Source organism: Leifsonia sp. 563 (genome assembly GCF_040545055.1).
GTDB lineage: Bacteria > Actinomycetota > Actinomycetes > Actinomycetales > Microbacteriaceae > Leifsonia.
Genome location: NZ_JBEPLE010000008.1, coordinates 11,813 through 31,098 on the forward strand (window position 1 = coordinate 11,813; position 19,286 = coordinate 31,098).

13 protein-coding genes and 1 tRNA gene are annotated in these 19,286 nt (G+C 70.8%); 6 read left to right on the forward strand and 8 right to left on the reverse strand.

The genetic code is table 11. The features are described 5' to 3' along the window. Positions 1–74 precede the first annotated feature (74 nt). A complete protein-coding gene (locus ABIC47_RS17930; protein WP_354482683.1) occupies positions 75–1,880 on the reverse strand; it encodes an ABC-F family ATP-binding cassette domain-containing protein in 1,806 nt (601 codons plus the stop codon). 43 nt (positions 1,881–1,923) lie between these two features. Here ABIC47_RS17930 and ABIC47_RS17935 point away from each other — a divergent pair, with 43 nt between their 5' ends. Both ABIC47_RS17935 and ABIC47_RS17940 read left to right on the forward strand, forming a co-directional pair. Next, positions 1,924–3,555 carry an acyl-CoA dehydrogenase family protein gene (locus ABIC47_RS17935; protein ID WP_354482686.1) on the forward strand — a complete coding sequence of 544 codons (1,632 nt, stop codon included), beginning with the start codon at positions 1,924–1,926 and terminating at the stop codon, positions 3,553–3,555. A 153-nt stretch (positions 3,556–3,708) separates the two neighbouring features. Continuing rightward, on the forward strand, positions 3,709–6,975 hold the full coding sequence (locus tag ABIC47_RS17940) for a ricin-type beta-trefoil lectin domain protein (protein WP_354482688.1): 3,267 nt from the start codon (positions 3,709–3,711) through the stop codon (positions 6,973–6,975). A gap of 15 nt (positions 6,976–6,990) precedes the next feature. On the opposite strand, the gene ABIC47_RS17945 is transcribed toward ABIC47_RS17940, so the two are convergent. Together ABIC47_RS17945 and ABIC47_RS17950 are read right to left on the reverse strand one after the other, a co-directional pair. Then, a complete protein-coding gene (locus tag ABIC47_RS17945) occupies positions 6,991–9,489 on the reverse strand; it encodes a CDP-glycerol glycerophosphotransferase family protein (RefSeq protein WP_354482690.1) in 2,499 nt (832 codons plus the stop codon). An 84-nt stretch (positions 9,490–9,573) separates the two neighbouring features. Next, positions 9,574–10,077 carry a MarR family winged helix-turn-helix transcriptional regulator gene (locus tag ABIC47_RS17950; RefSeq protein WP_018191625.1) on the reverse strand — a complete coding sequence of 168 codons (504 nt, stop codon included), beginning with the start codon at positions 10,075–10,077 and terminating at the stop codon, positions 9,574–9,576. Positions 10,078–10,144: 67 nt separating this feature from the next. Between ABIC47_RS17950 and ABIC47_RS17955 the strand changes: the two genes are divergently transcribed. The 3 genes from ABIC47_RS17955 to ABIC47_RS17965 all read left to right on the forward strand — a co-directional run bounded on the left by ABIC47_RS17955 (position 10,145) and on the right by ABIC47_RS17965 (position 12,667). Further along, positions 10,145–10,216, forward strand: a tRNA-Gln gene (locus ABIC47_RS17955). A 30-nt stretch (positions 10,217–10,246) separates the two neighbouring features. Next, on the forward strand, positions 10,247–11,689 hold the full coding sequence (gene glmU, locus ABIC47_RS17960; RefSeq protein WP_089876634.1) for a bifunctional UDP-N-acetylglucosamine diphosphorylase/glucosamine-1-phosphate N-acetyltransferase GlmU: 1,443 nt from the start codon (positions 10,247–10,249) through the stop codon (positions 11,687–11,689). Further along, positions 11,690–12,667: a ribose-phosphate diphosphokinase gene (locus ABIC47_RS17965; protein WP_018191623.1), complete on the forward strand. Its 978-nt coding sequence runs from the start codon at positions 11,690–11,692 to the stop codon at positions 12,665–12,667. It abuts the gene before it with no gap. Here the strand turns inward: ABIC47_RS17965 and ABIC47_RS17970 are convergent. Beyond that, positions 12,624–13,967, reverse strand: a complete 1,344-nt coding sequence (locus ABIC47_RS17970) for a nucleotide disphospho-sugar-binding domain-containing protein (protein WP_354482694.1) — start codon at positions 13,965–13,967, stop codon at positions 12,624–12,626. The two genes, ABIC47_RS17965 and ABIC47_RS17970, sit on opposite strands and share 44 nt — an antisense overlap. Before the next feature lie 73 nt (positions 13,968–14,040). Between ABIC47_RS17970 and ABIC47_RS17975 the strand changes: the two genes are divergently transcribed. Next, the gene (locus ABIC47_RS17975; protein ID WP_354482697.1) at positions 14,041–14,706 is read left to right on the forward strand and encodes a TetR/AcrR family transcriptional regulator; all 666 of its coding nucleotides are present in this window, start codon (positions 14,041–14,043) and stop codon (positions 14,704–14,706) included. Here ABIC47_RS17975 and ABIC47_RS17980 read toward each other — a convergent pair. The 4 genes from ABIC47_RS17980 to ABIC47_RS17995 all read right to left on the reverse strand — a co-directional run bounded on the left by ABIC47_RS17980 (position 14,672) and on the right by ABIC47_RS17995 (position 19,182). Next, entirely contained in the window at positions 14,672–15,025 is a 354-nt protein-coding gene (locus ABIC47_RS17980; RefSeq protein ID WP_354482700.1) for a hypothetical protein, read from the reverse strand. The genes ABIC47_RS17975 and ABIC47_RS17980 overlap by 35 nt on opposite strands. A 109-nt stretch (positions 15,026–15,134) precedes the next feature. After that, the gene (gene gnd, locus ABIC47_RS17985) at positions 15,135–16,592 is read right to left on the reverse strand and encodes an NADP-dependent phosphogluconate dehydrogenase (protein WP_018191619.1); all 1,458 of its coding nucleotides are present in this window, start codon (positions 16,590–16,592) and stop codon (positions 15,135–15,137) included. Between the two features lie 125 nt (positions 16,593–16,717). Beyond that, a complete protein-coding gene (gene uxaC, locus ABIC47_RS17990; RefSeq protein WP_354482702.1) occupies positions 16,718–18,133 on the reverse strand; it encodes a glucuronate isomerase in 1,416 nt (471 codons plus the stop codon). Continuing rightward, positions 18,130–19,182, reverse strand: a complete 1,053-nt coding sequence (locus tag ABIC47_RS17995) for a LacI family DNA-binding transcriptional regulator (protein WP_018191617.1) — start codon at positions 19,180–19,182, stop codon at positions 18,130–18,132. The genes uxaC and ABIC47_RS17995 overlap by 4 nt, the downstream gene beginning before the upstream one ends. Positions 19,183–19,286: the final 104 nt, after the last annotated feature.

The window sequence follows — 19,286 nt, forward strand, 5'->3', positions numbered from 1 at the left end:
GATCATCGCACAGCGAGAGGCCGAGTTCGTTCCCCAGTCCGGGGGAGTGGACGCGGGATGCCGCGCGTGCGTGGTCAGCCCTCCAGCTGTTCCGAGAGTTCCAGCCAGCGGGTCTCCAGGTCGGCGATCTCGCCCTCCAGAGCTCGGAGCTCGTCGGTGAGCCGGCCGAGGCCCTGGTAGTCGCTCTGGTCGTGCCGCGCCAGCTCCTCATGCTTGGCGGCGACCTGGTCGCCCACCTTGGCGAGGCGGCGGTCGAGCGCCGACAGCTCCTTCTCGGCGGCGCGGAGTGCGGCGCCGGAAAGGGATGGGGTCGCGGGCGTCGTCGGTGTGGATGCGACGCTCGAGAGAGCGTCGGAGGTCGCGGCCCCGACCGCGCCCTGTGCGCGGCGCAGACGCAGGTACTCGTCCACGCCGCCGGGAAGGTGCCGCAGGCGGCCGTCGAGCACGGCGTACTGCTGGTCGGTGACGCGCTCGAGCAGGTACCTGTCGTGGGAGACGACCAGCAGCGTCCCCGGCCACGAGTCGAGGAGGTCCTCCATCGCGGCCAGCATGTCCGTGTCGAGGTCGTTGGTCGGCTCGTCGAGGATGAGCACGTTCGGCTCGTCGAGCAGGATGAGGAGCAGCTGCAACCGGCGCTTCTGGCCGCCCGACAGATCCTTCACCGGGGTGGAGAGCTGGGCGTTCGAGAAGCCGAGACGCTCCAGCAGCTGGCCCGGGGTGACCTCCTTGCCGCCGGCGAGGTAGGTGGTCCGCTTGCCCGCCACGACCGCGGAGACCCGCTCGTCCTGCACGTCGTCGAGCTCGGCGAGCTGCTGGGTGAGGGTGGCGATGCGCACCGTCTTGCCGCGCTTCACGGTTCCGGAGTCCGGCTTCACCGTTCCGGCGACGAGCCCGAGCAGTGTCGACTTGCCCGCTCCGTTGACGCCGAGGATGCCGGTGCGCTCGCCGGGGGCGATGCGCCACTCGACGTCGCGCAGCACCGTCTTCGGCGGGTACGAGACCGAGACGTCGATCAGGTCGACCACGTCCTTGCCCAGGCGGGAGGTGGCCAGCGTCGTCAGCTCGACGGTGTCGCGGGGCGGCGGCTCGTCGGCGATCAGTGTGGCGGCCGCGTCCATCCGGAACTTCGGCTTCGAGGTTCGCGCTGGTGCACCGCGGCGCAGCCACGCCAGCTCCTTACGCATGAGGTTCTGCCGCTTCGTCTCCGCGACCGCGGACATCCGGTCGCGCTCGACGCGCTGCAGGACGTAGGCGGCGTACCCGCCCTCGAAGGGCTCGACGATGCCGTCGTGCACCTCCCACGTCGTCGTGGAAACCTCGTCGAGGAACCAGCGGTCGTGCGTCACGACGACGAGCGCGCCGGACGCCGCCGACCAGCGGCCCTTCAGGTGCTGGGCGAGCCAGGCGACGCCCTCCAGGTCGAGATGGTTCGTCGGCTCGTCGAGGAAGAGGATGTCGTGGTCGTGCACCAGCAGCGCGGCCAGCGCGACGCGACGACGCTGGCCACCGGAGAGCTCCCCGATCGTCGCCTCCCAGCGGATGTCGGAGACGAGCCCGGCCAGCACGTCGCGGACGCGCGGATCGCCCGCCCAGAGGTGCTCCTCCCGGTCGCCGACGATGGCGTGCCCGACCGTCAGCTGCGACGGCAGCTCGTCGCGCTGGTCGAGCATCCCGACCGTCACCCCGCGGCGGCGGGTCACCCGGCCCGAGTCCGGCTCGATGCGCCCGGCGAGCAGCTGCAGCAGCGTGGACTTGCCGTCGCCGTTGCGGCCGACGACGCCGACGCGGTCGCCCTCGGAGAGCCCCAGCGTGACCGAGTCGAAGACGGTGCGCGTCGGGTACTCCAGGTGAAGGGATTCCGCGCCGAGAAGGTGAGCCATGAGGGTCTCCAGCCTACCCGGCGGGCGGAGCTAGACTCCCGCCATGGTCACCCACACCGTCGTGAACCAGGCGCCCCCGCGCGTCGACGTGGACGAGTTCGCGGCGAACCTGCCGCTCCGGGAAGGCGTGGAGCGCTATGACGCCGCCTGGGCCATCCCCTCGCTCGGCGACATCGGCCGCCTGGTCGGCTCGGAGGCGTTCCAGCGGGATGCGGAGCTCGCCAACCGGCACGAGCCCGAGCTGCACGCCTTCGACCGCTGGGGGAACCGGATCGACGAGGTCGAGTACGACGACGGCTACCACCGGGTCATCGCCGCTGCGGTCGCGGCCGGTGCCCACACCTCGGCGTGGGCGGACCCGCGTCCGGGGGCGAACGTCGCTCGCGCCGCGGCTTTCCTGCAGTTCGCGCAGGTCGAGCCGGGCCACGCCTGCCCGGTCTCGATGACGCACGCCGCCGTCCCCGCGCTCGCCGCCTCCGAGAGCCTCTCCGCCGAGTGGATGCCGCGGCTGCTCAGCCGCGACTACGACGGCCGGTTGCTCGCGGGCAAGACCTCCGCGCTGTTCGGGATGGCCATGACCGAGAAGCAGGGCGGATCGGATGTGCGGGCCAACACGACCCGCGCACTCGCTGACGGCGACGGACGCTGGCTGCTCACCGGCCACAAATGGTTCTGCTCCGCGCCCATGTCGGACGCGTTCCTGGTGCTCGCGCAGACCGCGAACGGGCTCTCCTGCTTCCTCGTGCCACGCGTGCTGGACGACGGAGCGCGCAACGTGTTCCTCATCCAACGGCTGAAGGACAAGCTCGGCAACCGTTCGAACGCGTCGTCCGAGGTCGAGTTCGACGAGACGGTCGGATACCTGCTGGGGGAGGAGGGCCGGGGCGTGCGCACAATCCTTGAGATGGTGAACCGCACGCGTCTCGACTGTGTCTACGGCAGCGCGGCGGGGATGCGGCAGGCGGTCGCCGAGGCGGCCTGGCACGTGCGGCACCGCGCGGCGTTCGGGCGGCGGTTGATCGACCAGCCGGCGATGACGGCGGTGCTCGCCGACCTCGCGCTGGAGTCGGAGGCGGCGACCGCTGTGTCCCTCCGGCTGGCGCGCGCTCACGATGCGGATGCACCGGAGGGGGATGTGGCGCTCCGCCGGCTCGCGACCGCCGTCACGAAGTACTGGGTGTGCAAGCGCGGTCCGGGGCACGCGTACGAGGCGCTGGAGTGCCTGGGCGGCAACGGGTACACGGAGGCGTTCCCGCTGGCCCGGCGGTATCGGGAGCAGCCGGTGATGGCGATCTGGGAGGGCTCGGGCAACGTGATCGCCCTGGATGTGCTGCGCGCGCTGCGTCGGGAGCCTGCGGCGGCGGAGGCGTTCGACGCCGAGCTCGCCGCAGCGCGCGGCGTGTACCGCACCTTCGACGGACACCATGACCGCCTGCGGGCGCGCCTGGCGACGGCAGCGGCGTCCGCCTCCGACGACCCCGCCGCGGCCGAGGCGGCGGTGCGCCCGCTCGTCGCGGCACTGGCCGTCGCGCTGCAGGCTTCCCTGCTCATCCGCACAGCACCCGCCGCCGTCGCGGACGCCTTCGTCGCCGCCCGGCTCGGCCCCGAGCGCGGCGCCCTCTACGGCGAGCTCCCCTCCGGCCTCGACCTCGCCGCCCTCGCCGCCCGCGCCTGACCCCCCGCCCCCACCGTCGAGTACACGATTCCTTACCGCGACACGCCGCCGCGGCGTGCAGAAATCGTGTACTCGACGGCGGGGGAGGGGCGCGGGAGAGGTATAGATGCGCGAGGGCGTCATGGGCGGAGTGAGCGGCGCGTCGTAAAGGGCGTGTTGCGTTATTCCTTCGGGCGCTGGGCCGCTGCGGCCGTCGCCGTCGTCCTGCTCGTCACGTCCGGTGTGTTGGCCGTCGATCGCCCCGCCCTCGCGTGGGTGGATGCGGTGAGCAACTCCCGCTGCTCGCCGACCCAGCCGGTGCGCCCGGCGATGCACGTGACGTACGACCCGGAACTTCCCGCGAACTACCGGACGGCCGTCCGCGCGGCGGCCGCCGCCTGGGAGGACGCGCTCCCGGGGCTCATCACCCTCGAAGTATCGGCCGAGCCGCCGGCGACCTTCCACGCCAACACGTCATACGTCACGGTCTACCCGGCGACCGGCCGCCGCGACGCGTACGCGTCCGCCGGGGCTTCGGCGTGCGGCACCGCCGGGACCGGCACCTACGACACCGGGCGGATCGACGCGTACCGGGCACAGATGGACGGACTCACCCAGCTCGAGAAGGCGGCGGTGATGATCCACGAGTTCGGGCACCTGCTGAGCCTCAACCACCCGGTCGTGAACGACCGCTGCCGCTCGGTGATGAGCCACATCGGCTGCCCGGGCCAGGACATCGGACCGTACCCGGACGACATCGCCGGCGTCCTCGCCTCTCTCGCGCCGAACGCCACGCCTGGTTTCCCCGCGGACGCCCCGATCGTCATCGACGCCGGCCTCGCCCTGCACGGCGGGGGCGAACCCGGCGGCGCGCTGTTCATGAACCGGCGGGCGACCGACACGTCGGCACGCTGGACGTTCGTCCCGCAGGAGCGAGCCGGTGTCGGCCCGGCCGGCGAACGGGCGGGCGTGATCGTGAACACGCTGTCGGCCCTGTGCCTCGCGTCATGGTCGACCGACAACGGCCATGAGGTCGCGACGGAGCAGCAGTGCTACGAGAGGAGCGACCGCGCCGGACTGTTCTGGTCGGTGCAGCAGCAGGCGGACGGGACGACGACTCTCCGCAACCAGAAGGACGGGCAGTGCCTGCTCGCGCGCCTCGGTGTGCTCGGCATCCACGCGGTCCTGGGCGGCTGCGATTCGCAGAACGCCCGGATGATCGTCTCCCACCCCGAGACGGCCGCGTCGCCGGCGGTTCCCGGTTCGCAGGCGTACCCGCTGGTGGGGCAGCAGTCCGGTCGCTGCATCGACGTGCCCGACAGCGACACGAAGCCCGGCCGGCAGCTGGGGATCTGGGACTGCAACAACGGAAGCAACCAGAAGGTGCGGTTCCACGACGAGGGCCGGTCGATGACGGTGTTCGACCTCACGGGTCCCGGTGACGTGGACGGCCCGGACCTGACCCTCTGCGTGGCAGCCTCCGGCGTCGCCGACAACAGCACGATCGTGACGGCACGCTGCCGCCGGGGCGACGCCCTCCAGGTCTGGCACCACCGCGGCGACGGGACGATCTACAACCCTGTCTCGAACAAGTGCATCAACGTGGCCGGCGGCGCAACCGGAAACGGAAGCCGCTTGATCCTCTGGTCCTGCACCACCACCGAGAACGAGGTCTTCAACGACGTCGGGGCGCTGGGCCGCGAGCCGCGGGTCAGCGTGCGCACGCTGCTCGGCACCGGGAAGGTGCTGACGGCGACCGCCGGCAACGGGGTGATCGGCAACGACATCAACGGCGAGAACCAGAACTGGGCGTGGGCGGCCTCCCCGACGGATCCGGCTTCCGGGATGCTGACCTCCTGGCGCTCGACGTCCGGGACGGAGGAGCTGCAGTGCCTGACCGCATCCGCCGAGTCGGCGCCCACCCTCGTGCGCACCTGCAGCAAGGACGACCTGGCGCAGCGGTGGAAGCCGTCCACCAACACCAACGGATCGACCACGTTCACCAACGTCCGCTGGAGCGGCCAGTGCCTCGACGTGGCGGAGGGGAAGACCGACGAGGGGACCGCCATCGTCAGCTGGGCGTGCAAGACGTCGGGCGACCGCACCAATCAGCAGTGGCGCATCCTGCCCGAGAACCCGCCGGCAGCCGTGCCCACCGTCCCCGCGCCGACCGCGGAGGTGTCGCTGTCGGCCCGCGCGAACTCCCGGCAGGTCACGGTGGTCAGCTACGAGTCGAACGTGCTGTGGGCGAAGGCGGCAACGGTCGGTACCGACGAGCTGTTCGACCTCGTCTTCAACGACGACGACCTCGGGTCGGTGTCCTTCCGCTCGCGGAGCGCCGGCCGCTTCGTGACGGTCGACGCGACCTCGACGGAACTGCGGGCGAGTGCCGGATCCATCGGCGATCGGGAGAAGTTCACGCTCACCGAGTCGACGGAGGGATGGGTGGCGCTGCTCTCGAAGGCGACGGGCAAGTATGTCGTCGCCGAGTCCGGGGGCGACGGTGTGCTCCTCGCGAACCGGGCGGCGATCGGCCCTTGGGAGAAGTTCGACCTCAGCGGCAACCACCACCTCCCCGAGATCGCTTGGAACCCGGGCCTCGGCGGAACGATCGCGAGCGCTCCCGCCGTCACCTTCGATCCCGGGCAGAGCCGCTACGTGGCGGCCGCGCGTACGACGAGCGGAGCGATCGCCTGGAAGGTCCGGGCGACGACCTGGACCGGCTGGAACACCATCTCGCCGCCGGCCGGGACGACCATCGTCGGACGACCGGCGCTGACCGCATCGCGCGGCCGGATCGAACTGTGGGCGCTGACCAGCAACACCCGTGTGTACTCGATCACCAGCACGGACAGCGGGAAGACCTGGGGCCCCTGGACCGACCCCGGACTGCCGACCGCCCTCGAACCTCCCGCTGTCGCCTTCGACGCCGTGTGGGGCGACTCCCACGTCGTCGTCCGCAGCACCGACGGAACCACCTGGCACTCCGTGCGCACCCTCGCCGGCCAGTGGGTGGGGTCGCAGAAGATCCTGTTCGGCGTGCCCCTGGTCGGAGAGCCGGCGATCACGGTGTTCGGCTCGTCGGTGGATGTGTTCGCCCGCGGCGCCGACGACAAGCTCTACCAGACCTACAGTCGCACCAACGGCTCGCAGTGGACGGTGGTCGAGGGCGTCGCGCTCACGGGCGGGTTGACCGGCAGTCCGTCGGCCGCGTACGACCCGGCGGCGAACGTCTACCTGGTCGCCGTGAAGGGCGCGGACGGGAAGGCGTACCTCAACAGGTGGAACGCCGACTGGTCCGGGTGGAAGGCCATCCCCGGTCCGACCGGAGGGACGTTCACCGACTCGCCCGCCCTGGTCGCGTACGGCTACACCGCGCAGCTGTTCGTCCGCGGAACGGACGGCTACGGCTGGTACACGCCCGTCTCGGCGTACTACTGAACCGCCGCCGGGTGGTCAGGCGCCGGGCGCGCCGATCGCCCGGTAGAACTCGCCGACCGCCTTGCGGTTGTACGCGTGGTAGTCGAAGTGGCTGTCCGGCACGTCCCCGCGGAGGAAGGCGCGCATCCCGTCCGCCACGCCGTCCACCGTCTGCGGCACGATCATGCCGCTGCCGACGGGCAGGGCGTTCTTGGCCGAGGCGAACTCGACCGTCACGATCGGCAGCTGCAGCACCAGCGCCTCCAGCAGCACCATCGGCTGCCCCTCGTAGTCGCTGGAGAGCACGAAGCAGTCGGCCTTCGCCATGATCGCGTGCGGGTTGCGCTGCATCCCGGTCAGGAACACCGAACCCTCGAGACCCAGCTCGGCGACCAGACCCTCCAGCTCTCCGGCCAGCGGGCCGGACCCGACGACGACGAGCCGCGTCCGCGGGTTGTCCGCATGCACCGCGGAGAACGCGCGGATCAGCCGCGCCTGGTTCTTCTCGGGCGACAGGCGGCCGACGTTGACGAACGTGGTGACGTCGTCGTCGGCGAGCAGCAGCTCGGCCCAGTCCGGGATGCTCCCCGTCTCTTCGTCGAAGGTCAGCTCGTGCAGGTCGGCGCCCGCGTTCTCGAGGATGTGCTCGGCGTCGACCGTGTTCAGCGCCGACACGAACTTCTCGGGTGCCGCGTACTCGGCGAGGGACGTGCGGTTGATCTCGGACAGCGTGGGCGAGACGGACACGAGGTGGTCGTACTGGCCGTACAGGGTGAAGATCTGCGTGAGGCTGTGCAGCATCCGCTTCTCGCCGTTGACCTCGCGGTGCGCGTCCGACGCCAGGTCGTTGTGCAGCCAGATCGCGCGCTGGGCGTCGGGGGAGTGCAGCAGGAGCGTCGCCCAGAAGGGCCCGTAGCCGGAGAAGTCGACGACGTAATCGAACCGGCTCTCGCCGAAGCAGCGGTACCACTCGTCGTCCCACAGCCGGTTCTGTGCCGGGATGTCGGCGTGCTGGGCGATGCGACCGCGCCGGAAGTCGAGGTGCCGGGCGACATGCAGCAGCTTGGTGCCGTTCATCCCGCCGACGCGCGGGAACTGCCGGACCGATGGATGGATCTGCCGCTGCTTCCCGATGACGACCTGCGATCGGCTCTGGGCGAAGAACGCGGAGACGTCGTAGCGGTCGTGGTCGAGGTTGTTGAGCAGGTTCAGGGCAGAGGTCGTGATGCCGTTCGGCCGCATCCCGCCGAGGTACAGCAGGATCTTCTGCCGCCCGTCGTCCGCGAGGTCGGTGCGCAGGCGGTACCCGTCGCGCACGCCGCGGAACACGATGTCGACGACCCGGCGCGACGCCTCGCCGTCCTCATAGGGGGTGAACCGCCGCTGCATGTCGAGGTAGCGCTCGCGCGACTCGACCGGGACGGCGTCGCCCGCCTCGGCGATGGCGTGCAGCTCGTCGCCGACCTCGCGGGCCGACAGCAGCACAGGGCCCGGCCACTCCTCCGGCTCGAAGTAGAGTCCGCGGGTGCCCGCGTAGTCGGCGAGGTCGGGCGTGAAGAACACGATCGGCCGGCCCGTCTGCAGGAAGTCGAAGAAGATGCTGGAGTAGTCGGAGATGAGGATGTCCGTGGCGCCGAGCACCAGGTTGGTCGGGATCTCGTTGGGGACGAGCATCCGCTTCAGCTCCGGCCGGTGCGCGGCCAGGGAGTGCACGGTCTGGTGCGTCTTCAGCAGCACCGCGTACCGGCTGGTGTCGATGCGCTCCTCGATCTGCGCGATGTGCGCGAGCAGGGCGTCCAGGTCGTCCTCCGGACGGCCGAAGGTCTGCCCCTTCCAGGTCGGTGCATAGAGCACGATCTTCCGGTCGCCGAGCGGGATCCCGGCGGCGATGAGCCGCTGCCGCACCGTCTCGCGCCCGGCACCGTCGAGGAACTGCCGGTCGATGCGCGGGTACCCCTCCTCGACGAGGGTGCCGCTGTAGATCCCGGTCAGCTTGTAGCCGGTCTCGTACATCTGCTCCGACATGAACGGGTTCGCCGAGAGCAGATAGTCGGCCTGCACGAAGTTGCGGATGATGTTCGCGGTGGCGAGGGCGCCGTCCTCGATGTCGTAGCCCATCCGCTTCAAAGGCGTGCCGTGCCAGGTGTTGAGGTAGACCTGGCCGGGACGCTTCGAGAAGTCCGGCGGGAAGGTCGCGTTGTTGACGAGGTACTGGCTGGTGGCGAGCGCTCGGTAGTAGGCGGCGGATCCGTAGCGGACGAAGCTGACGCGGTCGTCGCCGGCGAACTCCTCGACCGCGGCGCGGTACTGCGTCAGATCCGACAGAGCCCAGATGTGGGTCAGGTGGCCGAGGTCGGGGCTCGCGAGCAGCTCGCGGAAGATCGCCTCGGGGTTGTCGAGCATCCCGTTGCCCGAGAACGACTCGTAGAAGACGGAGCCCTGCACGATCGGCTGGCGGCGCCAGTGCGCGTGGATCTCATAGCGCGCAGCGCGCTTGACCCGAGAGGGGAGTCGCTTCAGTCGGGAGAGTCTCATCGCGCCCGAGTTTATGAGAGCGGGATAACAGCATCCTGGGAGCGGATCATGCGGCGGCCGTGAGCGCCGCGCTCCCGAGCCGCATCACCCTTCGGTGTCGAACCCGAGGCTCAGCTTGCGCAGGAGCCCGGCCAGACGCTCGGCGTCGGCGGGCGAGAGGCCGTCGAGCAGCTCGGCCTCGGCATCCACCAGGCGGGTGATGGCCGCATCCACCCGGGTGAGACCCTGCGCGGTCATCTGGACGAGGATGCCGCGGCCGTCGTTCGGGTCGGTGCGGCGCTCGACGAGCCCGCGCGCGACCAGGCGGTCGATGCGGTTCGTCATGGTGCCGGACGAGACGAGCGTCTGCTGCAGCAGCGACTTGGGGCTCAGCTGGTACGGCGCGCCAGCGCGGCGGAGGGCCGCCAGCACGTCGAACTCCCACGAGTCGAGGTCGGAGCGCTCGAACGCCCCGCGGCGCGCGCGGTCGAGGTGGCGGGAGAGCCGGTCGACCCGCGAGAGCACCTGGAGTGGGGCGAAGTCGAGGTCCGGACGCTCGCGCAGCCAGGCGTCCACGATGCGGTCCACCTCGTCTCGTGCGTCGGCCATCCCCCCATGCTATTGGGGGTTCGGTCGGGACACGTCTGGCAGACTGTCATCTGCGCGAAACGCGCGTTCCGCCTTGGTGTAATGGCAGCACGACAGCCTTTGGAGCTGTGAGGTCCAGGTTCGAGTCCTGGAGGCGGAGCGACCGACAGCCCGACCCCCTGGAGGGACATTGACCGACCAGAATCTCGCCATCGTCGTTCTCGCGGCGGGGCAGGGCACGCGGATGAAGTCCGCCACCCCGAAGCTGCTGCACCCGCTGGGCGGCATCCCGATCGTGTCCCACGTGCTGGCCACTGCGCGCGAGCTCGACGCCGCGCACGTCGTCGCCGTCGTGCGTCACGAACGCGACCGTCTCGCCGAGGTGATCGAGGCCGACCTTCCCGAAGCCGTCATCGTCGACCAGGACGAGGTGCCGGGCACCGGCCGCGCGGTCGAGCTGGCCGTCGAGGCCCTCCCGGCCGACTTCTCCGGGGATGTGCTGGTCGTGAACGGCGACGTCCCGCTGCTCGACGCCGGCACCCTCCGCGAGCTCATCGAGCGGCACCGTGCGGGTGAGGCGGCCGCGACCATCCTCTCGTCGTTCCCGGCCGACGCGACCGGATACGGCCGCATCGTGCGCACCCCGCAGGGCCACCTCGACCGCATCGTCGAGCACAAGGACGCGAGCGAGGAGGAGCGGGCGATCGGCGAGATCAACGCCGGCATCTACCTGTTCGGCCTCGCCGCCCTCCGCGACAGGCTGGCGTTGGTCTCCACCGACAACGCCCAGGGCGAGAAGTACCTGACCGACGTGATCGGGCTGCTCCGCGAGGCCGGCTTCGACGTGGATGCGCTCCCCGTCGCCGAGTCGTGGCTGGTCGAGGGCATCAACGACCGCGCCCAGCTGAGCGACGCGGCGGCGAAGCTGAACGCGCTGATCGTGCGCACCTGGCAGCTCGCCGGCGTGACCGTGCAGGACCCCGCGACGACGTGGATCGACGTCAAGGCGAAGCTCGCCCCCGACGTCACCGTGCTCCCGGGCACGCAGCTCCGCGGCGCCACCGTCATCGAGACCGGTGCGACCGTCGGACCGGACACGACGCTGACCGACACCGAGGTCGGCGAGGGCGCGACCGTCACCCGCACGGACGCGACGCTCGCCGTGATCGGCGCGGGCGCGACGGTCGGCCCGTTCGCGTACCTCCGTCCCGGCACCGTGCTCGGCGCCCGCGGCAAGATCGGCACATTCACCGAGACGAAGAACGCGGTCATCGGCGAGGGCACCAAGCTCGCGCACTTCAACTACGTCGGCGACGCCGAGGTGGGGGAGAAGGGCAACCTCGGCGCCGGCGTCATCACCGCGAACTACGACGGGGTGAACAAGCACCGCACGGTCATCGGCTCCCATGTCCGGATCAGCACGAACACCGTGCTCGTCGCGCCGGTTAGGATGGGTGACGGAGCGTACACGGGGGCGGGCACGGTCGTCCGCAAGGACGTCCCCGCCGGAGCCCTCGCCATCACCGTCGCTCCTCAACGCAATATCGAAGGCTGGGTCGCCGAGAAGCGGCCGGGCACGGACGCCGACAGAGCGGCTCGCGAAAGCGACGCGTCGGAAGAGAGCGGAGCGTAAGTGTCAGGGATCACCGCGACCGGCCAGAAAAGACTCGTCCTCATCTCCGGTCGCGCGCATCCTCAGCTCGCCCAGGAGATCGCCGAATGCCTCGGCAGCGAACTCATCCCGACCGACGCGCGCACCTTCGCCAACGGCGAGATCTACGCGCGCTTCGACGAGAGCGTCCGCGGCTCGGATGCGTTCGTCATCCAGTCGCACACCTCGCCGATCAACGAGTGGCTCATGGAGCAGCTCATCATGGTGGATGCGCTGAAGCGCGCCTCGGCGAAGCGCATCACCGTCGTCGCCCCGTTCTACCCGTACGCCCGTCAGGACAAGAAGGGCCGCGGTCGCGAGCCGATCTCCGCCCGGCTGGTCGCCGACCTGTTCAAGGCCGCCGGTGCCGACCGCATCATGTCCGTCGACCTGCACGCCGCGCAGATCCAGGGCTTCTTCGACGGACCGGTCGACCACCTCTTCGCCATGCCGGTGCTGCTCGAGCACATGCGCCGTGAGCTCGACCCCTCGACGCTGACCGTCGTGTCGCCCGACATGGGCCGCGTGCGCGTTGCCGACATCTGGAGCGACAAGCTCGGCGCACCGCTCGCGATCATCCACAAGCGGCGAGACCCGCTGGTCCCGAACCAGGTCTCGGTGCACGAGATCGTCGGCGACGTCAACGGCCGCGTCTGCCTGCTCGTCGACGACCTGATCGACACCGGCCGCACCATCGTGAAGGCCGCCGAGGCCCTCAAGGAGGCCGGCGCGACCGGCGTCGTGGTCGCCGCGACGCACGCCGTCTTCAGCGACCCGGCCGTGGAGCTGCTGCAGAGCGACGCGATCGACTCGGTCGTCGTGACCGACACCCTCCCGCTGCCGGAGCACAAGCGCTGGGAGGGCCTCACCGTTCTGCCGATCGCGCCGCTGCTGGCCAACGCGATCCGCGAGGTCTTCACCGACGGTTCGGTGACGTCGATGTTCGACGGGGCCGCGTAGCAGCCGCTTCGCGGACGGTGTCGACCACCGCGCGCTCCAGGCCGTCCAGCCCGGAGGATGCGCGGATGGCCCGGCCGATCGCCGCGCTGCGCTCCGCGTAGCCGGGGTCGTCGAGCACGGTCCGCACAGCCCGTGCGATCGCCGCGGGTTCCGGGCGGTTGGTCGGCAGCTTCACCCCGACACCCGACCAGGCCACCCGCGCGGAGACCTCGGTCTTGTCCTCCGTGGTGCCCGCGACGACCACGGGGACGCCGTTCTCCATGGCGTAGTGGATGCCGCCGTATCCACCGTTCGTGACGTACACCGCCGTCCGCGGGAGCAGCCGGTCGTAGGGCAGGTAGGACGCGACGCGTGCGTTGCGCGGCAGGTCGGCGCCCAGTTCGGCCACGGGGCGTCCTCCGGTGCTCGCCACCACCCACACGTCCTGGTCCGCGAGCGCGTGGATGGTGGGCAGGATGAGATCGTGCAGGTCGCGGTTGGCCACCGTTCCCTGGGTGACGTGGACGACCGGGCGGCCGTCATCCAGATCGGCCCACCATGCCGGCAGGGGTGTGTCGGAGGGCTGCGTGCGGGAGACGGGCCCGACGAAGTGGATGGGTACGCGGACGTCTGCGCGCGGGTACTCGAACTCGGGGACGGTGAACTGCACGACGCCGTCCGCGTGCGACGGCCAGTCGAGCACGAAGCCGTTCAGGCCGGTCCCCGCCTCCTGCCCGATGCGCTGCGCGGCCCGCTGGACGGGAGCGAACACGATCTTCTCGGCGATCGCCGTCAGCGCCGCGTTGCGGACACGGCCGAGGGCTCCGGGTCGGGGCGGGACACCGAGCCCGAACGGCGCGGTGTCGCGGCTCTTGATCCCGAGCGGGACGATGCCGAGGTTGAGCAGTGCCGGGCGGTCCGCGGGCGGGCGGGCTGCGAGAAGGGCGGCTCCGAGGAAGAGGCTCTCGGCGAGCACGACGTCGATGTCCAGCTCGCGGATGACCGCATCCATCGCCCCCAGTTGCGTCCGCGCCGGGCGCAGGAAGATCTCGGTCATGTCCCAGCGGATCCCGGCCGGGCCGGTGAGCCCGACGCGGCCAGGGAAGGCGGCGTCGATGTCGGTGTCGTCGTAGTCGGCCTCGGCCGGCAGCCGGAGCACCGACGCGCCGGTCGCGGCGGCACGCTCGAGGTACCGCTCGCCGGTGAGGAAGTGGACGCGGTGGCCGCGGTCGACCAGAGCGCGGCTGACGGCGAGAAGGGGTGTGACGTGTCCGTGCACGGGCGTGCTGCAGAGAAGGATGTCGAGCGGGCGGGCGTTCATGGTCCGGGTCCTCGTTTCGGGTAGAGTCGAATAAACGTCAACAGTATTCACTACACCCGAAAGGTAGTCAATAGTGGCCGGCACGCGCCCGTACCGTTCGACCCTCCGGCAGGAGCATGCGCAGCAGACGCGGCGCCGCATCCTGGAGGCCGCCGCCGAGGTGTTCTCCGCACGCGGCTATGCGAGCGCCTCGCTCGCGGACATCGCGACGGCGGCCGGCGTCTCGGTCGAGAGCGTCAAGGTGCACGGGCCGAAGCGGGCGCTGCTGCTCGCCGCTTTCGAGCTGAGCTTCGGCGGGGAGGCGGGGGAGTCGTCGCTCACCGAGCGGCCCGAGATCGCGGCGATCGCCGCCCTCGACGATCCGCAGGAGATGCTCGACCGGCTCGTTCCGTTCATCGCCGCGGCCAACGCGCGGACGGCGGGCCTTTGGGCGACGTTCACCGCCGCGTCGCGTGACGATGAGGCGGTTCGCGCCGCGTACACGGAACTGCTCGGGCGCCGCCATGCCGACTACCTGGCGATGGTGGGTCTCCTGGGAGAGCGCGGGATCGCCTCCATCGCGGCCCTCCCGCCGGCCGGGCGCCGCGAGCTCGCCGACGCGCTCTCGTTCGTCATGTCGCCCGAAGGCCACCAGCAGCTCGTCGGCGAGAGCGGATGGAGCTTCGGGCGCTACTCGACGTGGGTGCTCGCGACGGTGCGCACGCTCATCGCGGAAGCCGGTGCGGCGTCGACGGGATGAGGCCCAGCGGCGCGACCCACGTCGCGTCGCCCTCGGTGTTGAGCGCGTAGCACTGCCATCCCGGCCCGACCGGCCCGGCGAGTTCGAAGCGCGCGGACGAGCCCTGCGCCTCGGGCTGGTAGTGCTGCGCGTACACGGAGCAGGTGTAGTCGGCGGTCTGCGTCTGGATGCTGATCGTCAGCAGGATGCCGGGCAGCAGCAGCGCACTGAGCGCGACGACGACGAAGACCCGGCTGGCGACCGTCATCGTCCGCCCGCGGAGCGGTCGCTCCCCGAGCGGCTCGTACTCCGCGAGCTCCGGATGGTCGTCGTACGTCACCCTCCCATCCTCCCTCGCCACCGCCGTCGAGTACACAAAAATTGCACGCCGATCGCGCGATCGGCGTGCAATTTTTGTGGACTCGACGGGGGGCGGAGGCCCGAGACGGTCAGTGGGTGGAGGGCTCGGTCTCGATTTCGGTGCGGTCTCCGGACCAGAGGGTGTGGAAGACGCCGTCCTTGTCGACGCGCTTGTAGGTGTGCGCTCCGAAGAAGTCGCGCTGGCCCTGCACGAGCGCGGCGGGGAGGCGCTTCGAGGCGAGCGAGTCGTAGTACGACAGCGCCGAGCCGAAGCCGGGGACGGGGACGCCCGAGAGCGCGGCGGTGGCGACGATGCGACGCCAGGCGGCCTCGCCCTCGCGGACGGCGTCGGCGAAGTACGGCGCCTCGAGCAGCGTCGCGATGTTCGGGTTCTCGTCGTACGCGTCCGCGATGCGGTTGAGGAACTGGGCGCGGATGATGCAGCCGCCGCGCCAGATCTTGGCGATCTTGTCCTTGTGGATGTCCCACCCGTACTTCTCGGCGCCGGCGATGATCGCGTCGAAGCCCTGCGCGTAGGCGACGACCTTCGAGGCGTACAGCGCCTTCGAGACGTCGTCAGCGAACGCGGCCACGTCGGACGCCTTCTGCACGTCGGGCCGCGACTGGATGGTCGCCTGCACGGCCGCGCGCTGCGCCGGCTTCGACGACACGGCGCGGGCGAACACGGCCTCCGCGATGCCGCCGACCGGGACGCCCAGGTCGAGCGCGTTCTGCACGGTCCAGACGCCGGTGCCCTTGGAGCCGGCCTGGTCGAGGACGATGTCGATGAACGGCTTGCCGGTCTCCGCATCCACCTGGCGCAGCACCTCGGCGGTGATCTCGATCAGGTACGACTCCAGGTAGCCGTTGTTCCACTCGGCGAACACGTCCGCGATCTCCGCGGGCTCCAGCCCGCCGATCGTGCGCAGCAGGTCGTATGCCTCCGCGATGAGCTGCATGTCGGCGTACTCGATGCCGTTGTGGATCATCTTGACGAAGTGGCCGGCGCCGTCTGTGCCGACGTGGGTCACGCACGGCTCGCCCTCGGCGACCGCGGCGATGGACTCGAGGATGGGTCCGAGCGTCTTGTACGACTCCACCGAGCCGCCCGGCATGATCGACGGGCCGTTCAGTGCACCTTCCTCGCCGCCGGAGATGCCGGCGCCGACGAAGTGGATGCCCGTCGGCGCGATGCGCTTCTCGCGCTCGATGGTGTCGTGGAAGTTGGCGTTGCCGCCGTCGACGATGATGTCGCCCGGCTCGAACCGCTCCACCAGCTGGTCGATCACGGCGTCGGTGCCCTTGCCGGCCTGCACCATGATGATCGCGGTGCGCGGCTTCGACAGCGACGCGACGAAGTCGTCGATCTCCTCCGAGCCGACGAAGCCGGCCTCGGGGTGCGCGTTCATCAGGTCTTCCGTCCGCGTGTAGGTGCGGTTGTAGACGGCGACGGTGTTGCCCTCGCGTGAGGCGAGGTTGCGGGCCAGGTTCGACCCCATCACCGCCAAGCCGACGACGCCGATGTTCGCGGTTGCTTCCTGTGACACGTATTGCTCCTTCGTGTAGCCGCGACGGACGGAGGCCGTCCGCCACGACGGGGATGTAGTCGGGGGTCAGCTCTCCCGCTGGTGGCAAGATTCGAGCAGTCCCTCCAGCGTAGCGCGATGCCCGGTCAGCCGAGTCGGAACGTGGTGCGCGGGATGTCGTCGACGAGCCGCCGGGCGAGGACGAACGCGTCCTCCTCGCTGAGCCGGTGCTCGGCGACCAGGCCGGCGAGGTAGGACGCATCCACTCGACGCGACATGTCGTGTCGTGCCGGGATGGAGCAGAAGGCACGCGTGTCGTCGATGAACCCGCTGGTCTTGGTGAACCCGGCGCTGTCGGTGACCGCCCGGCGGTAGCGGAGGATGGCGTCCGGGGTGTCGATGAACCACCACGGAGCGCCCGCGTACACGGACGGGTAGAACCCCGCCAGCGGCCCGATCTCGCGCGAGAAGGTCGTCTCGTCGACCGTGAACAGCACGAGCCGGAAGACGGGATGCGTCCCGAAGTCGCGCAGGATGGGCGTGAGCGGCTGCGTGAACGACCCGACGGCGGGCAGGTCGTGACCGGTGTCCGGACCGTAGGCGTCGAACGTGGGCCGGTGGTGGTTGCGGTGGACGCCCGGGTGCAGCTGCATCACCAGCCCGTCCTCGGCGGAGAGCTCCGCGAGCCGGTAGAGCAGGTTGCGGCGGTAGGCGACGGCTTCCCCCGCGGTGAGCGTGCCGTCGAGGGCGGCCCGGTGGATGCGCGACGCCTCGGCCTCGTCGAGGGGATCGCCCCCGGCGTCGATCACGCCGGTGTCGGTCGCCGTCCCGCCCGCCTCGATGAACGCCCGGCGACGGCGCCGCAGCGCCTCCAGCAGTCCGGCGTACGTGGTGGTGTCGACGTCGGCGACGGCGCCCAGGCGCTCCAGCCGACCGGCCCATCCCTCTTCGTCGGGGTGCATGTAGCGGTCCGCGCGGAAGGTGGGGATGACGCGGCCGCCGAACGTCGGGTCGGCGGCGAGCCGGGCGTGCGCGGCCAGGTCGTCGGCGGGGTCGTCGGTGGTCGCGAGGACCTCGATGTTGAAGCGCTCGAACAGCGCCCTGGGCCGGAACGCGGGGTCGGCGAGCGTCGCGCTCAACTGGTCGTACAGCGCGTCGGCGGTCGCTGCGGACGGCTGCTCGGTGAGGCCGAAGACCTCGCTGAACTCCGTCTCGAACCAGAGCCGTACGGGCGTGCCCAGGAAGGCGTCCCAGTGCTCGCAGAGCCGCCGCCAGATCGAGCGTCCATCGGCCGTCGACGGACGGCCGTCGCGCGCGAGCCCGAGGTCGTCGAGCGGCACGCCGACCGCGTGCAGCATCCGCGTCACGTAGTGATCCGGCGTGATGAGGAGGGCTGCCGGATCGGGAAAGGGCTCGTCGTCGGCCAGCATGCGCGCATCCACGTGTCCGTGCGGCGAGAGGATCGGCGCCGTGGCCACCTCTGCGTGCAGACGCCGGGCGAGGTCGCGCACACCGGGGTCGGCGGGGAACAGGCGGTCGGGATGGGGCGCGAGGGCGGTCATGCGGTCGATGCTCCGTTCGTGGTCGGTGCGTTCCGGGGTGCCGGTCCGGTGGAGTCGCGGACGGTCAGGTGCGTCGGGAGGGTGACGGCCTGCCGCGTGACGGGAGAGGGACCGCCGTCGAGCCGGGACAGCAGCATGGCGACAGCCGTGCGCCCCGCCTGCTCGATCGGTGCGGTGAGCGTCGTCAGCGGCGGGTTGCAGAAGTCGGCGCCGAAGATGTCGTCGCAGCCGACGATGCTGAGGTCTTCGGGGATGCGGACGCCGCGCTCGCGGAAGCGCGGAAGCATCCCGATCGCCAGCAGGTCGTTGAAGGCGATGCAGGCGGTGACGCCCGCGTGGAGGACGGCGTCGGCCGCGGCGGCTCCGGCGTACTGCCGCGGCGCGAACGGGCCGACACGGACCGCCTCGACCCCGTAGTGCTCGGCGGCCCGGACGAGGGCACGCCAGCGGCCTTCGTTCGGCCAGGATGTCGCCGGGCCGGCGGCGTACGCGATCCGGCGATGGCCGAGGGAGACGAGGTGACCGACGGCCTGCTCGATCGCGCTGGGCGTGTCGATGAACACGCTCGGCACACCGCGCGTCTGCCGGTTCACGGCGACGAGCGGGATCTCCTTGGCGAGGGCGGTGAGCCGCCGGTCGGTGAGACGGGAGGCGGCGAGGATGGCGCCGTCGAACGAGCGCCGGAGCTTGTGCAGTGTGCCGTCCTCCAGCTCGTCCGACTCCTCGGTGTCGACCAGGAGCTGCGTGTAGCCGGCGGCCTTCAGCTGGTGCTGGGTGCCCCGGATGATGCCGAAGTAGAACGGGTTCGTCACGTCCGAGACGAGCACGGCGATGGCGCGGGTCCGTCCGCTCGTCAGAGCCCGCGCCTGCGAGTTCGGCACGTAGTTGAGCTCCCGGGCGGCGCGCTCGATCCGCTCCCGGGTGAGGGCGTTCACGCGGCCCGGGTTGGAGAGCGCGCGCGAGACCGTGGAGGTGGCGACTCCGCTGAGCGCGGCCACGTCCGCCAGGGTCGCGGGGCGGTCGTTCCCCGCACCGGTGAGAGGGCTCATGCGGATATCAGAGCACACGATGGCAAATTCTGGCAATCGCTTGCAGTCCGATTTGCCGCGCTTCTAGAGTCGCAGCCAACCTGCCCGGCCCACCGGGTCGAGGT

What these genes read in the sequence shown, in the direction of transcription:
- ABIC47_RS17930 (WP_354482683.1), bottom strand. Translation starts at nt 1,880, where the DNA reads ATGGCTCACCTTCTCGGCGCGGAATCCCTTCACCTGGAGTACCCGACG.
- ABIC47_RS17935 (WP_354482686.1), top strand. Translation starts at nt 1,924, where the DNA reads ATGGTCACCCACACCGTCGTGAACCAGGCGCCCCCGCGCGTCGACGTG.
- ABIC47_RS17945 (WP_354482690.1), bottom strand. Translation starts at nt 9,489, where the DNA reads ATGAGACTCTCCCGACTGAAGCGACTCCCCTCTCGGGTCAAGCGCGCT.
- ABIC47_RS17950 (WP_018191625.1), bottom strand. Translation starts at nt 10,077, where the DNA reads ATGGCCGACGCACGAGACGAGGTGGACCGCATCGTGGACGCCTGGCTG.
- ABIC47_RS17970 (WP_354482694.1), bottom strand. Translation starts at nt 13,967, where the DNA reads ATGAACGCCCGCCCGCTCGACATCCTTCTCTGCAGCACGCCCGTGCAC.
- uxaC (WP_354482702.1), bottom strand. Translation starts at nt 18,133, where the DNA reads ATGACCGCCCTCGCGCCCCATCCCGACCGCCTGTTCCCCGCCGACCCC.
- ABIC47_RS17995 (WP_018191617.1), bottom strand. Translation starts at nt 19,182, where the DNA reads ATGAGCCCTCTCACCGGTGCGGGGAACGACCGCCCCGCGACCCTGGCG.